This window comes from Halosolutus halophilus (genome assembly GCF_022869805.1).
Taxonomy (GTDB): domain Archaea; phylum Halobacteriota; class Halobacteria; order Halobacteriales; family Natrialbaceae; genus Halosolutus; species Halosolutus halophilus.
Genome location: NZ_CP094974.1, coordinates 5,020,961 through 5,034,139 on the forward strand (window position 1 = coordinate 5,020,961; position 13,179 = coordinate 5,034,139).

Annotated in this window: 14 protein-coding genes; 5 read left to right on the forward strand and 9 right to left on the reverse strand. The window is 67.8% G+C overall.

What is annotated here, in order from left to right; all coding sequences use genetic code 11:
* Window positions 1-17: 17 nt before the first annotated feature.
* From MUG98_RS25010 to MUG98_RS25030, 5 genes are all read right to left on the reverse strand, one after another.
* Complete coding sequence (locus MUG98_RS25010; RefSeq protein ID WP_265110102.1) at window positions 18-794, reverse strand: nucleoside phosphorylase; 777 nt, start codon at window positions 792-794, stop codon at window positions 18-20.
* Window positions 795-1,002: 208 nt separating this feature from the next.
* Entirely contained in the window at window positions 1,003-1,305 is a 303-nt protein-coding gene (locus tag MUG98_RS25015; RefSeq protein WP_265110103.1) for a HalOD1 output domain-containing protein, read from the reverse strand.
* Between the two features lie 136 nt (window positions 1,306-1,441).
* A complete protein-coding gene (locus tag MUG98_RS25020; RefSeq protein ID WP_265110104.1) occupies window positions 1,442-2,341 on the reverse strand; it encodes an ATP-dependent ribose-1-phosphate kinase in 900 nt (299 codons plus the stop codon).
* Window positions 2,342-2,380: 39 nt separating this feature from the next.
* Window positions 2,381-3,202 (reverse strand): DUF63 family protein, encoded by an 822-nt coding sequence (locus tag MUG98_RS25025; RefSeq protein ID WP_265110105.1) that lies wholly within the window; start codon window positions 3,200-3,202, stop codon window positions 2,381-2,383.
* Window positions 3,203-3,292: 90 nt separating this feature from the next.
* Window positions 3,293-4,273, reverse strand: a complete 981-nt coding sequence (locus MUG98_RS25030) for a ribose 1,5-bisphosphate isomerase (protein WP_265110106.1) — start codon at window positions 4,271-4,273, stop codon at window positions 3,293-3,295.
* Window positions 4,274-4,418: 145 nt separating this feature from the next.
* Between MUG98_RS25030 and deoC the strand changes: the two genes are divergently transcribed.
* Both deoC and MUG98_RS25040 read left to right on the forward strand, forming a co-directional pair.
* Window positions 4,419-5,060, forward strand: a complete 642-nt coding sequence (deoC, locus tag MUG98_RS25035) for a deoxyribose-phosphate aldolase (protein WP_265110107.1) — start codon at window positions 4,419-4,421, stop codon at window positions 5,058-5,060.
* A 99-nt stretch (window positions 5,061-5,159) separates the two neighbouring features.
* Entirely contained in the window at window positions 5,160-6,575 is a 1,416-nt protein-coding gene (locus MUG98_RS25040; RefSeq protein WP_265110108.1) for an HPP family protein, read from the forward strand.
* Window positions 6,576-6,602: 27 nt separating this feature from the next.
* Here MUG98_RS25040 and MUG98_RS25045 read toward each other — a convergent pair whose 3' ends face one another.
* Complete coding sequence (locus MUG98_RS25045) at window positions 6,603-7,790, reverse strand: NAD-binding protein (protein WP_265110109.1); 1,188 nt, start codon at window positions 7,788-7,790, stop codon at window positions 6,603-6,605.
* A gap of 162 nt (window positions 7,791-7,952) precedes the next feature.
* On the opposite strand from MUG98_RS25045, the gene MUG98_RS25050 reads away from it, so the two are divergent.
* From MUG98_RS25050 to MUG98_RS25060, 3 genes are read left to right on the forward strand one after another with little or no spacing between them, the layout of a single operon-like run.
* Window positions 7,953-9,206 carry a DUF8167 domain-containing protein gene (locus MUG98_RS25050; RefSeq protein WP_265110110.1) on the forward strand — a complete coding sequence of 418 codons (1,254 nt, stop codon included), beginning with the start codon at window positions 7,953-7,955 and terminating at the stop codon, window positions 9,204-9,206.
* A gap of 46 nt (window positions 9,207-9,252) precedes the next feature.
* Window positions 9,253-10,452, forward strand: coding sequence for a TrkA C-terminal domain-containing protein (locus MUG98_RS25055; RefSeq protein ID WP_265110111.1), 1,200 nt, complete (start codon window positions 9,253-9,255; stop codon window positions 10,450-10,452).
* 31 nt (window positions 10,453-10,483) lie between these two features.
* Window positions 10,484-10,768, forward strand: a complete 285-nt coding sequence (locus MUG98_RS25060) for a ubiquitin-like small modifier protein 1 (RefSeq protein WP_265110112.1) — start codon at window positions 10,484-10,486, stop codon at window positions 10,766-10,768.
* A 115-nt stretch (window positions 10,769-10,883) separates the two neighbouring features.
* On the opposite strand, the gene MUG98_RS25065 is transcribed toward MUG98_RS25060, so the two are convergent.
* The 3 genes from MUG98_RS25065 to MUG98_RS25075 form a co-directional block, all read right to left on the reverse strand.
* Window positions 10,884-11,654 (reverse strand): methyltransferase domain-containing protein, encoded by a 771-nt coding sequence (locus tag MUG98_RS25065; protein WP_265110113.1) that lies wholly within the window; start codon window positions 11,652-11,654, stop codon window positions 10,884-10,886.
* A 301-nt stretch (window positions 11,655-11,955) separates the two neighbouring features.
* On the reverse strand, window positions 11,956-12,129 hold the full coding sequence (locus MUG98_RS25070; protein ID WP_265110114.1) for a DUF1059 domain-containing protein: 174 nt from the start codon (window positions 12,127-12,129) through the stop codon (window positions 11,956-11,958).
* A gap of 182 nt (window positions 12,130-12,311) precedes the next feature.
* The gene (locus MUG98_RS25075) at window positions 12,312-13,121 is read right to left on the reverse strand and encodes a helix-turn-helix transcriptional regulator (protein ID WP_265110115.1); all 810 of its coding nucleotides are present in this window, start codon (window positions 13,119-13,121) and stop codon (window positions 12,312-12,314) included.
* Window positions 13,122-13,179: the final 58 nt, after the last annotated feature.

Here is a 13,179-nt window from a genome sequence, read left to right on the forward strand (position 1 = left end):
CGTCGCGCCGGATCCGGTTACAGTTCCGTCGCGGCCGCGAGCGCGATGTCGATCGCGCGACCGACGTTGTTCTTCGCCTTCTCCGGGAGTTCGTCGTCCTCGGTGTCGGTGCCCTTCTGGGTGCCCTCGACGAGGTTGCCGTCGGCGGTACAGATCGCGCCGGCGCGAAGCCCCTTCCGCCGGGCCAGCGAGAAGACGGCGGCGGCTTCCATCTCGACCGACAGGAGCCCCGCGGCCTCCCAGTCGTCGACGTAGGACTCGGTTTCGGCGTAGTAGGCGTCGTCCGAGGCGATCGGGCCGACGTGGACTCGGCCCGCGGCTTCGCCGCTCGCCCCATCCGCGGCCTGAGCGGCCGCGCGCTCCTCGTGCGCTTCGGCGGAGTCGACGAGCGCCGACAGCACGTCGTAGTCCGGCACGGCGGGGTACTCGACCGCTTCGTACCGCTTCGAGGTCCCCTCGTTCTTCGCGGCCCCGGTCGCGACGATCATGTCGCCGATCTCGATCTCCGACTGGAGGGCCCCGGTCGTCCCGACGCGGATGAACGTCTCGACCCCGACGTTCGCCAGTTCCTCGATCGCGATCGCTGCCGACGGACAGCCGATGCCCGTCGAACAGATCGTCAGCTCCCGCCCCTCGTAGGTCGCGTTGACGACCTTGTACTCGCGGTTCTGGGCGATCGTCTCGGCCCGGTCACAGTGGTCGGCGATCCGATCGACGCGTCCGGGGTCCCCCGGAATGAGGGCGATGTCTGCGACGTCCCCGTCGTCGACCAGCAGGTGTGGTTGGGTTGCCATACCCCCGCGTTCCGCCGGGGACGAGAAAAAAGATTCTACTGTCGGACGACGGTCGGAGAACGTTCGATCGCGTCTCGCGGATCGTCGGCGGCGACGATCGTTCGAGTGCGATCGGCGTGTACGTCGCGTCGTCCGACGGTATCGACGGGCCCTGACCGTCCGCGCTGTCGGCACTTTCCTTTACCTGGAACCGTCTCCCCCGCCGTCGTCAGTCCGCCGACCTCACCTCGACGCGCTCGGGCGTAATCGTCATCACCAGTCCATCGGCGTCGAACTCGACCGATCCGTTCGACCGAGTGGTCCCGTTGCAGGTGTCGGCGAAGAGGGCGTCGAGCGCTTCCGGGTCGACGTAATCGTAGAGCCGCGTACTGGCGGTCGTGACGTCTTCGTCGTGGTAGCGTGCCAGCGCCGTCGCAGCGGCGATACTCAGCGGTTCGTCTGGACTCGGCTCGTAGCGGATGCGACGACCGAGTTCGCATCCGTGGGACTTGCTTCTCCTTCGTTCCGTCATGTCTCTCCGTCACGTCTCCGTGACGTTCTGTTCGTGTGACCAACGGCGCCGGTGATATAAGTATCGTCAGACAGCACCCCCTGAGAACCTCCGGACGGCGTCGGAATCACCCGGTCCGACTTCGGAACCGACCCCTTCAAAACCGATCGGCGAGAAACGCCTCGATCTCCGACCGCGTCGGCGCGCTGCGAGCCCCCTCCCGTGCTGCGGTGAGCGCCCCGCAGGCGTTCGCGAACTCGAGCGCCCGCTCGACATCGGCGTCGCCGCGTCGAAGGTCTTCCGCCAGCGTGGACGCGATGAACCCCGCGGCGAAGGCGTCGCCTGCCCCGGTCGTATCGAGGGGATCGACGTCGAACCCCGGATGCGCGTACGAGCCGTTCGGCGTGTGTACCTCCGCGCCGTCACCGCCGGACTTGACGACGACGATCCGATCGCTGAAGTCAGACCCGACGTACTCGTCCTCGAGCATCGCCTCGGCCTCGCGACCGTTCGCGAAGACGACGTCGGCCGCCGCGAGCGCCTCGCCGTAGTCGCGATCGCCGAGTCGACGTCCGGGATCGAAGCTGACGGTAACCCCGGCCTCGCGTGCAGTCCGGGCGATCGCGGCGGCGGTGTCGGGCCGCTGTCCGGTGAGGTGGACGTGGCGGGCCGATCGGACGCGATCCCGATCGAGATCCGCGGGGGTGACCGCTTCGTTGACGCCGTCGTTTCCCAGCACGGCGACCTCGCCGCCGTCGTCGACCAGCAGGTACTTGACGGCCGTCGGGGCGCCCTCGACGACCCGGACTCCGTCGAGTGAGACGCCCGCGTCCTCGAGTTCGCGTCGCGCCAGCAGTCCGTTGTCGTCGTCGCCGACGCTGCCGATCAGCCCGGTATCGACGGCGAGTCCCGCGAGGGCGGCCGCGACGTTCGCGGCGCTGCCGCCGCCGGACTGGTGCTGTGAGCGGATCGCGGACTCGCCGTCGGCGACCGGGAGCCTGTCGACGCGTAGCGTCACGTCCCAGTTGACGTGACCGGCAGTGAGCACGGAGACCATATCGATACTATCGGGACGACGGCCTCCGACGGGAAAAGTCTAGCCGAGGGTGAACAGCAAGACGTTGTGCACGCCCGGTCCGAGCCCCACTGCGGCGACCAGTCCGAGGATCGTCCGCGCCTGTCGGGGAGCCTCCTGGACGTACTCCTTGAACAGCCCGAGGATCAGGAGCGCCAGCGCCACTTTCACGAGGACGAACAGCCAGCCGCTGCCGATGTACTCGGCCGTCGGGAGGTTACTGCCGACCTCGAGGATCAGCAGGGACAGCGGAACGTTCTCGCTGACGCCGAGTACGTCGTAACCGATCGCGGTCGAGACGCCGTCCAGCGTGTGACTGAAGACGACGAGCACGCCGGTGATGCTCGTGACGGCGGCGACCTCGGTGAACCAGAGGCTGAGCGCGAGCCACGCGATCGCCGTGACGAGTCCGGCGACGACGACCCCGATGACGGGCCAGAAGGGGTCGAGCGCCCCCTCGCCCGACCGGCTGACGATGGCGAACGTCGCGAACGCGACGAAAAACGCCGTTCCGGTGATGCCGACGAATTGGGAGACCGACGACTGGAGGCCGGCAGCGTAGAGGAACACCCCGAGCAGCCAGATCCCGCCCGCGAGGGTGGCCGTCACGAGGTAGACGCTCGGCGTGGTAAACAGGACTGCGATCCCGTCCGGGTACACCCCGATCTGGTAGAGCACGTGCAGCGCCGACCCGAACATCATCCACGGCGCGAACGCGAGCACCGTTCGATCGGTCACCGGTGGATCGACCGTCCACAGCAGTACGACGACACCTGTCAGCACGACGAGAAGCGGCACGAGAAAATACCACGGCGGGAGCGCGAATCCCTCGGGCAATACCATATTCCATACGCCCTCAGACCAGTAACTAACACGTTTCGATTATCACCGGCTCGGTGATACGAATCTGTCGTCCGCCCGGAACGATCGGACCTACGGTTCCCACGGTTCGCCGATCGTCTCGCCGAACAGGTCTCGCATCAGGGTCACGATACTTTCGGGCGGGAACTGCCCCCGCTCGGTGACGATCGCGTCGACGTACCGCGGTGGCGTGACGTCGAAGCCGGGATTCTCGACGACGAGGCCCTCGTCCTCCGGCCGGTCGCCGGTGACGTCGGCCCGTTCAGCGGCCGACAGCACTTCCGTCTCGTCGCGCATCTCGATCGCGACGGTGTGGCCCGTCATCGTGTCGGGGTGGAGTTTGATCGTCTGGGCCGCGACCATCACCGGCACACCGCGTTCGCGCGCGTTGACGGCCAGGCCGCTCGTCCCGATCTTGTTGATGACGCCCCCGTCGGCGGCGATGCTGTCGGCCCCGACGAGGACGTGGTCGGCGTCGTCAAGGTACCGCCGGGCCGCGTTGTCGACGATCAGCGTCACCGGGACGCCCCACTCCCGGAGCTGGCGGGCCGTGATGTGGCCCTGCTTTCGCGGTCGGGTCTCCTTGACGATCGCCTCGACGCTCTTGCCGGCGTCGAGTGCGGCCTCGATACAGGAGAGCGCGTCCGTCGAGTGACAGTGGGTCATCACCACGTCGCCGTCGCGGAGTCGGTTGGCCCCGACCTTGCCGAGCTGGTCCTGGGCCTGCTCGAGTTCGGTCCGGAACTCCTCGGCGCGGGCGATCGTCGAGGCCTTCAGTTCCGAAACGGTGTCTCCCTCCATCCCGCGGAGGACGTACCGGAGGGCGTTCGGAAGGCTGACGGCAGTCGGACGGGTCTCGTAGAGTTCCTTCGCGGCCGCCCGCATCTCGGCCCGGAAGGCCGCCGGATCGGCGGCGTCGGATCCATCGGCCTGCGTCGCGAGTGCGTCGGCCGCCGCGTCGGCGATCGTCGCCGCACCGCGGATCTCCATCGTCGCGATCTCCTCGGCCGTGGCTGCGACGGCGGGATCGACGGCTGGCTGCTCGTCTTCCATGCGAGCCAGTAGCAGGTCGTGACCAATAAGCGACCGGGCGGCGATCGGGCGGCGATCGGCTGGGCAGCGACTCTGTGGTGATCGGACGGCGATCGGGCGATGATCGATCGGTCCAATTTTTGAGGGCGGGTGGAGTCCACCCCGTATGGACCGTCACGAAATCGCTCCACTGATCGACCACACCGTTCTCGGCCCCGAGACGACGCCTGCCGACGTTCGGCAGGTCCTCGACGAGGCCGCCGAGTACGGGATGAACGCCTGTATTCCACCTTACGCAGTCGAGGAGGCCGCCGACTACGCGCCGGACGTCACGATCGCGACCGTCGTCGGCTTCCCGCACGGGCAGAACGGCCACGACGTGAAGCGACGCGAGGGGGTCCTCGCGTGGAAAGCGGGGGCCGACGAACTCGACGTCGTGATCAACGTCGGCCGCCTCAAGGCCGGCGAGGACGACACCGTCCGGGCCCAGTTGGCGGAACTCGTCGCCGCGGTTCCGATCCCGGTCAAGGTCATCATCGAGACCGCCCTGTTGACCGACGAGGAGAAACACCGCGCCTGCGAGGCCGCCGTCGCGGCCGACGCGACGATGGTCAAGACCTCGACGGGGTTCGCCGACGGGGGTGCGACCGTCGAGGATGTCGAACTCATGAGCGAGTACCTCCCCGTCAAGGCCAGCGGCGGGGTCGGCAGCTACGACGAGGCGATCGCCATGTTCGAGGCCGGAGCCGATCGGATCGGCGCCTCGAGTGGAGTGGCGATCGTCGAGGGCGCACCGACGCTGGACTAGAGCCGAGTACCGAGGTCTCGGATCGCGGCTTCGGTTGGGCCCCGGCAGGATCGCCCGCGGAACACAACGATTTTCTTCGATACATGATCAATAGGTCCTATGCTCGAACCGGTTCGGGCGCGCGTTCGCGCGCTCGCAGATCGGATCCGTCGACTCGAGCGACGGGAACTCGACGCCTTCGTGCGGTGGATCGAACACACGGGAAACCTCCTGCACCTCTCGGTGCTCGTGTTCGTCCCGCTGCTCATCGCCGTGGTGACCTGGCTGTCGAACGTCACGGCTGCGATTTCGTTTCTCCTGTTCCCGCCGCTGGCGTCCGGAACGTACACGCTCTTTGCCGATCCCGAGGGCCGATACTCCACGCCGACGAAGTTCGTGGGCGGGATGACCGTGGGTGCGCTCTGTGGGTGGCTCGCCCTCGCACTGGCGACGTCGGCAGGGTTGAACGGCGGTCCCATCAGCGCGTCCGGTGCAGCCCTCAGCGTCTTCTTCACCGGCGCCGCAACCTGGGCGCTCGATCTGGAGGAACCGACGGCGTTTTCGACCGCGCTGCTCGTCCTCGTCACCGGCAACGCGAAATTCGCGTACGTCCTCGGAATCGTCGTCTCGAGTACGTTCGTCGCGGCCGCCTTCGCTATCTGGCGGGATCGCTTCTACGAAGAGCGAGCGCGCTATCTCTACCAGACGACCAACGCCGACGATCACGTGCTCGTCCCGGTCGGCGACGACTCGGAGACGGTCGCGCGGTTCGCCGCCGAACTCGCCGGCGCCCACGAGGCCGGGAAGGTCGTCCTCTTCGACGTCGTCGGCGCGGTCCCGGCCGGACACAGCGACCTCGAGTCAGCCGCCGACGAGGCGGCGACGGCCGCCGAACGAGCGGCCAGCGACGCGGTCCACGACCTCGAGTCGTTCGCGGACGACCTCCAGGCCGAGTACGACGTCCCCTGCGAGGTCGTCGTCGCGGGTGGCGATCGACGCTCGTCGGGGCTCGTCCTCCAGACCGCCCGGCGGAACAACTGCGATCTCATCGTCGCTCCCTACGAGGAAGACGATCGTGGCGGGCTCTCGTCGTTCATCAGGGGGCTGTTCGACAGCGAGATCGACGTCATCGCGTTCCGCTCGAACGACGGCCGCCGCCGGTGGCGCCGCGGGCTGGTCGCGGTCCGGGGATCCGGCGACACCGCTCGCACGATGGTCGACTTCTCGTTGCGGCTCACCGAGTCCGCCTGGCCGGTCAGCGTCGCGACCTGCATCGACGAGGAGTCCCGGCGGCGGAGCGCGGAAAACACGCTCGCGGACCTCGTCGACGCCTTTTCGGGCCGCTTCGAGACCCACGTCGTCACCGAGTCGGTCGAGGCGTACCTCTCGCGCGTGGCTCGCCGCTACGACGTGCTCTTCGTCGGTTCGAGTACCGATCGGTCGGCGGCCTCGCGGTTCGTCTCGCCGCCGACGTTCCGGAAGCTCAGCGATCTCGAGACCGACGTCGCGATCGTCCACCGCGGCCGCCACCGATAGCCGCTTCCGGCGCGTGGTTCGAACGTATCACTTCGCGCCCATGATCCGATCGATCAGTTCCGTTTTGTCGCTGCCGAGGGCCGATCGCACCAGCAGGTGACCGCCCAGCATGGAGGGGCTGATCACCGCGTCCGCGCCGGCGCGCTCGAGTTTCTTGACGTTCTCGCGGTCGGTCGCGGCGGCGACGATCCGCGTGTTGGTCGCCAGTTGCCTGGCCGTGAGAATCGCCAGCGCGTCCTGTGCGTCGTGCTGCGTCGCGACGACGACCGCCATCGCGCGGTCGATCTTCGCGCGCTGAAGCGGCTCCTCGTCGCTCGGGTCGCCCGTGACGACCGGCAGCCCCCGGTCGGTGAGGGAAGTCGTCGCGTCGCGGTCGTTCGTCACGACGACGAACTGGCGGTCGCTGCGTGCGAGTTCGTCGACGATCGGTTCCGTCAGTTCGCCGTAGCCGAGCACGAGGATGTGCTCGTCGAGCAGTTGGAGCTGTGATTCGGTCATCTTTCCGAGTGTTTTCGAGATTCTGGCCTGGATCGCCGGGCCGACGAGCGCCCCGATTGCGATACCGAAGCTGGCAACGCCGAGCACGAGGACGGACATCGTGAACAGCATCGCCTCGGTCGACGCCGGATCCGGCGTGACGTCGCCGTAGCCGACCGTGCTCGAGGTGATCAGGGTGAAGTAGAACGCGTCGAGGATGTTGTTTATCCCGTTGAAGTCCTCTCGGAGCGTGTAGCCGCCGATGGTGCCGTACAGCTGGACCCCGAGGAGTGCCGCGCCGGCCGCGATCTGGGTCGTGGTGAGCGAGAGCGGTTTGTCGAACCGCTTTCGAGTGAGTAGAAGGACCGGGATCGCGACCAGCGAGAGGACGACCAGCGGGAGCGAGTACCGGCTGGTTTGGAGCAGTCCCTGCGCTGCGGTCATCGGCAGGAGGAAGAGCGTCGCCCACCACCCCGCTCGAAGCCCGCGCCGGAGCGCGAGTGCGCTGCCGACCATCAGGAAGCCGGTGAGTGCGCCGGTGAAGCCGGCGGCGTCCCGGACGGCAACGGGAACGTATCCCTCGAAGGGGCCCGAGACGTTCTGGGTTCCGATGTGGATGACCGCCGTGACGACCGAGAGCAGCGCGACGACCAGGACGAGGACGATGGCCGCACGCGTCGTAAGGACTCGCCGCCAGTTGTCCGGCAGTCGCGCTCGAAGCGACCGGTCGTCGACCATACACACTGCTGGGCGACGGCGTCAGTTAAACGTCTCCGTCTCGACCCGAGGCGCAGTCGTCCGGCGCCGGGACCGGACGGCCGAGATCGGCGAGTGACGCCGTCCGATTCAGCAGCGGCCGTTGCCGGTGCACCTTTAACGCTTCCGCGCCACTGCCCTCCAATGCCATCGCTTCCGGTCGAGATACTGCTCGGCGTCTATCTCGGTCTGCTGACCGGCATCGTTCCGGCGCTGGTCGCCGGTTCACTCGGCTTTCTCGTCCGGTACTTCAGCGGCGTCACGCTCCCCGGGTTCGGTGTGGTCGTGCTCGCGCTGTCGATCGCCAGCGTCCAGGGCGGACTGCTCGGACTCGTCGAGCCGAGCATCGCGCAGTCGCCACGACTGCTGGTCGCGGTGCTGGTCGTCCTGATGCTCGCCCTGTACGCGCACGATCAGGGCGACAAACTCGGTGCCGAACTCCCGCGGCGCCTCTCGCTGACCGCCCTCCGCCAGCGGACGCTCTCCGCCGACGTCGTCGAACTCGTCGGGACCGTCGGCCAGGTCACGATTCGTCCGACCGGCGAGATCCGCGACATGGAGGGATATCCGCCGCTACCGGAGCCCCTCCGGAAGACGCTCAGGGCCGGGTCGTGGAAACTCCCCGCGGACCTCCCGCTGTCGGAACTCGAGGTCCGCCTCGAAGAACGGCTCCGCACCGACCACGACCTCGCGGACGTCGACGTCTCGATCGACGAGCGGGCGCGGGCGACGATCGTCGCTGCACCGCCGTCCGGAACCCTCTCGCGGCGCGTCCCGGCGGGGAAGCGGGCGGTCTCGCTCGCCACGCTGGTGCCGACGGGGCTCGACCGCGGCGACGAGGTGGCCGTCCGGACGGCCGATCGGACGATCGGGGGGCCGGTCCTGAGCGTTCGGACGCCTGCCGACGCCGAGTCCACCGCGATCGGGGGTAGCGACGAATCAGTGGCGGAAGCGCCGACCGTCCCCGACGGCGGCGAGGAGTCGACGACGTCGGTCCCTCCGGGGCGGGGGACCGGGGCCAGTCCCGGCGGAACCGGTCGCGTCACCATCGCCGTGGCCCGGCGGGACGTGGAACCGCTGTTCGCGGCGGAACAGCCCCGACTCGTCGTCCGATCGCGGGGGACGAACCGCGAGTTCGAGGCGTTCGCGCTGGCCAAACGAGCCGGGTACGCGATCCGACGGGTCACCGTGGGGTCGGCCGGTGCGCTCGAGGAACCGCGGCCATCGGCGGACGTGACGGTCGTCGCGGTCCGGCGGCAGGGAAGTGAGACCGCCGGTCGTCGACACGGCTGGGTGTTCGGTCCCGGGATCGAACGGTCGCTCGCGGTCGGCGACGAGGTGTTCGTCGCGGGTCCGGAGGCGGTCGTCGAGGAATTCGCGGAGGCGATCGGCCGATGAGCGGTGTCGTCGCCCTCACGAGCGCGATGACCGGGGGCGATCCCGCGTGAACGCGGTCGTCGCACAGCAGGCCTCCCCGGAACTGCTGGAGGTGCTGCTCGACGTGCTCGGTCGCTTCCTGGGGTTCGCGGTCCTCGCGGGCGGCACGGCGGCCATCGCGGCCGTCGCCTTCCGCTGGTACAGCGACGACGAACTCCCGGAGGGGGTCGGCGTCCTGCTCGGTATTTCGATGGTCGCGATCTGGTTGAATACCACCGCCGCGCTCCAGGACGCGATCATCGGCGAGACGCCGCTTCTCGACTCCGAGACGGCCGTCTACACCGTCGTCACCTTCGTCGTGAGCGCGATCGCCGCGGACGGCGGCCGGCGGATCGGGGATCGCCTCGCCCGCGACGTGTTCGTGCTCGCGGCGCCCCGGACGATCGACGACGTGACCCAGCTCGTCCGATCGGCCGGTCGGGTGGTGACCCTCGAACTCCCCGACGAGATCGAGGACGTGGACGGCTACGATCCCGTCGACGACGCGACGAAGGCGGACCTCGCCGGCCAGACGCTTCACTTCCCGCGGCGACTCACCGTCGACCAGCTTCGGGACCGATTCGTCGATCGGCTCGCGCGCGACCACGGCATCGGTCACGTCGACGTCGAGTTCGCCGCCGACGGCTCGATCGAGTACCTCGCGCTGGGCAGTCGTCCGGCCGGGATCGGGCCGACGCTCGCGCCGGGGACCGTTGCCGTCGCGCTCCGTGCCGATCCGGCAGCCGACGCGAGTCCCGGTGACGCCGTCCGCCTCTGGCGTCGCGACGGGGACTCCTACCGGCCCGTCACCCGGGGCGAACTCCGGGGCACCGCCGAGGACGTGGCGACGGTCGCCGTCGACGCCGACGACGCGGCCGAACTCGAACCCGACGCCGATTATCGGCTCGCGACCCTCCCCGGAAACCCGGGCGCGGAACGCGATCTCGTCTCCCTGCTCCGGGCCGCCGACGAGACGGTGACGACGCTCGCCGTCGACGAGGGCGACCCGCTCGCAGGCGCGACCGTCGGATCGCTGCCGGTGCTCGTACTCGCGATCGATCGGGGCGACGACCCGATCGCGCTGCCGGCCGACGACACCGCCCTGAAAGCGGGCGACGTCGCCTACGTCTTGGCTCGACCGGAGGCCCTGCGCCGACTCTCGACCGGATCGATCGACGGGGCCGACGGGGCAGTCGACGAGGCCGTCGATCGTCGAACGGAGCGGTAGCTACTTGGCGTCGGCACCGATAGCGCCACCTATGCCCACGAAGTGGAAACTGTTCGCCGATCTCGCCGAACGCGCGGGCGACAAACACGTCACCGTCGACGCCGACGCCGGCGATACCGTCGGCGACGCGCTCGAAGACCTGCTCGTCGACGCGCCCGAACTGGAGGGGCGCGTCCTCGACAGCGACGGCGAGCTTCGATCGCAGATCAACGTCCTTCGCAACGGAACGAACGTCCTCGTCGAAGAAGAGGGGCTCGAGACGGAACTCGACGAGAGCGACGAACTGGCGCTGTTTCCGCCGGTCAGCGGCGGCTGATTCCGCGCTGGTTGACCGCGATCGGCGTGCGATCGGATCACACGTATCGTTCGGGTCGGTTCTGACGATCGGTTCCTCGACGGGGCCGACGGGACGGGAAGGCGGGACGTCCTCCCTAGCGGTTACGAGCCGTGAGCGAGATACTCTTCACGCCGTACTTCTGGCACGCCCCCTGTGCTTGCTCCGAGATGAAATCGTACTGCGGATTCTCCCTGACCTCGACGTCGCGGAAGCCGGCCGCTTCGATCATCGCCGTGTAGTCGTTGATCTGTTCGGCGCCGCCGATACACGCCGCCCAGAGATCCGAACTGGTCTTGATGCTGTCGGGCATCTGGGTTTCGCTGATGATGTCCGAGATTCCGAGTCGCCCTCCCGGTCTGAGTACTCGATTCGTCTCCCGGAAGACTCGCTCTTTCTCCGCGGAGAGGTTGATGACGCCGTTCGAGATCACGACGTCGAACGACTCGTCCTCGAACGGGAGGTCTTCGACGTAGCCGTGTTCGAACGAGACGGAGTCGAATCCGCCCTCGTCGCGAAGCTGCCGTGCGTTCTCCAGTTGTGCCTCCGTCATATCGAGGCCGGTCACGCTCCCGGTGTCGCCGACGTGACGCGCCGCGACGAACGCGTCCGTACCGGAGCCGCTCCCCAGATCGAGTACGTCGTCGCCCTCCCGTACGTCGACGAGTTCGAAGTGATAGCCGACGCCCGCGAAGGACTCGACCGCGGCCTCGGGGACCGCATCGAGGTCCGCTGCCGGATAGCCGAGCCGCGCTGCCAGCGGGCGTCCCATCTCGAAGTGGAACTCCTCGTCGGGGGTCTCGGCGACGGCCCGGTACACGCCCTTGACCTCCTGTTCGAGTTTGTCGACGTCGAGGGATTCATTCACGTTCGATCACCGCCTGCAGTCTGTGCCCGGCCGAACCGTGTGATACGTACGGTGCTGTCATGGGTGTGATACGTACGGTGCTGTCATGGATTCGTTTCGCCTCCGTGCGTGAATCGCTACGGTCGACTGGGATAGATAGGTATCTCGTGGCGTTTTCGCACGCACTGCCCTCCTCGCACCCGATGAATACCGGTCACCGGCTGCAAGCCGGACCAGCCGTTGTGTCGGGGTTCGAAACGGCCGCGTTCGAACGGAACACCGTCATGGCGAACCGATCGCGGGAAAACGTCAGGACGGTCGCTTACACGACTTGCAGATGCTCTTCCTGTAGTTCCTCGTCCGTGTACTCCTGTCCGTGAACTTCCCTCATGTGGTTCTTGGCAAGTTCGATCGCTTCCGTTTCGTCTTCCGATTGGATGATGAACCGGCAATCGGCCGCTGCCGATTCGCAATCGAGTTTGTGTGCGTCAGTCATGGTACTCCCCCGCGAGAGTCACTACGCCCGTCCGAATTAGATAAGTATCTCATGGTAGCCGTGCAGGGACTGCCGTCGAGTCACTCGGTGACCGTCGGTCACCGGCTGCAAGCCGGAGCGGCCGCTGGCGGTCTCCTCGCCGTACGCACGCGGCCGCTCCGCGGCTCGTCTCCGGAGCGACGCTACGCAACGGGCGTCTCGAGACTGAGCGTCGGTATCTCGCGTCGGTAGGACTCGTACGTCGACTCCGCCCACTCCCGTGCCGCCGGGTCGTCGGTATCGATCAACGTCTGGACCGTCCCGCTGGTGGGATCGGTGCCGCTGATCGCGACGCGGTCGTCGAAGATACCGACCCCGTAGGGCGGCAAGTCGTCGCGCAGCCGGACCGTGAGATTGCCGTTTTCCAGGGCGCTGGCGAACTGCTCCGGGTCGGTCGAGCGGATGTAGTTGGCGACGCTTGGCGAGGCGATGATCTCCGCGTGCATGCCCGCGACGATTCGCTGACAGAGCTCGTCCCTGCACGGTTCGAGGAGGGCCACGTCGAACCCGACGACCCGGAACCGGTCCGTCTCTCGCAGCAGGGACGTAAAGCGGTTCACCGGGCGGTACGGGTCGTCGGCCGCGGCGACCGTCACGACCGCGTCGGAGACCATCTCGATGGTGAATCCGTCCGCCTCGTCCGGGAGCAACTGCCAGACGTCCCGAAGCGTCTGCTCGGTCTCGAGTCGGTCGAGTAGCTCCTGCATCCCCGCTGCGACGAAGGCACCCAGTTGCGTCGCCTCGTAGTGTCGCCCCTCTCTGGTGATCCAGCACCGGTCTTCGAACGCGCGGAGCGTGCGCCCGATCGTAGACTGCGACACGCCGGTCATCGCCCGGAGGTCGGCCCGGCTCTGTGGCCGCCTGGCCAGGGCGGCCAGCGCGGTAACGCGGTGATCCGAGCGCGCGAGGAACTCGACGTCGTCGATCGGCGAATTCGTGGCACTCGTTAACATAGTGATCGTACGCAACCCAGTGTTATAGTTATTCCTTCCGCGACCCGAAACGATGCCG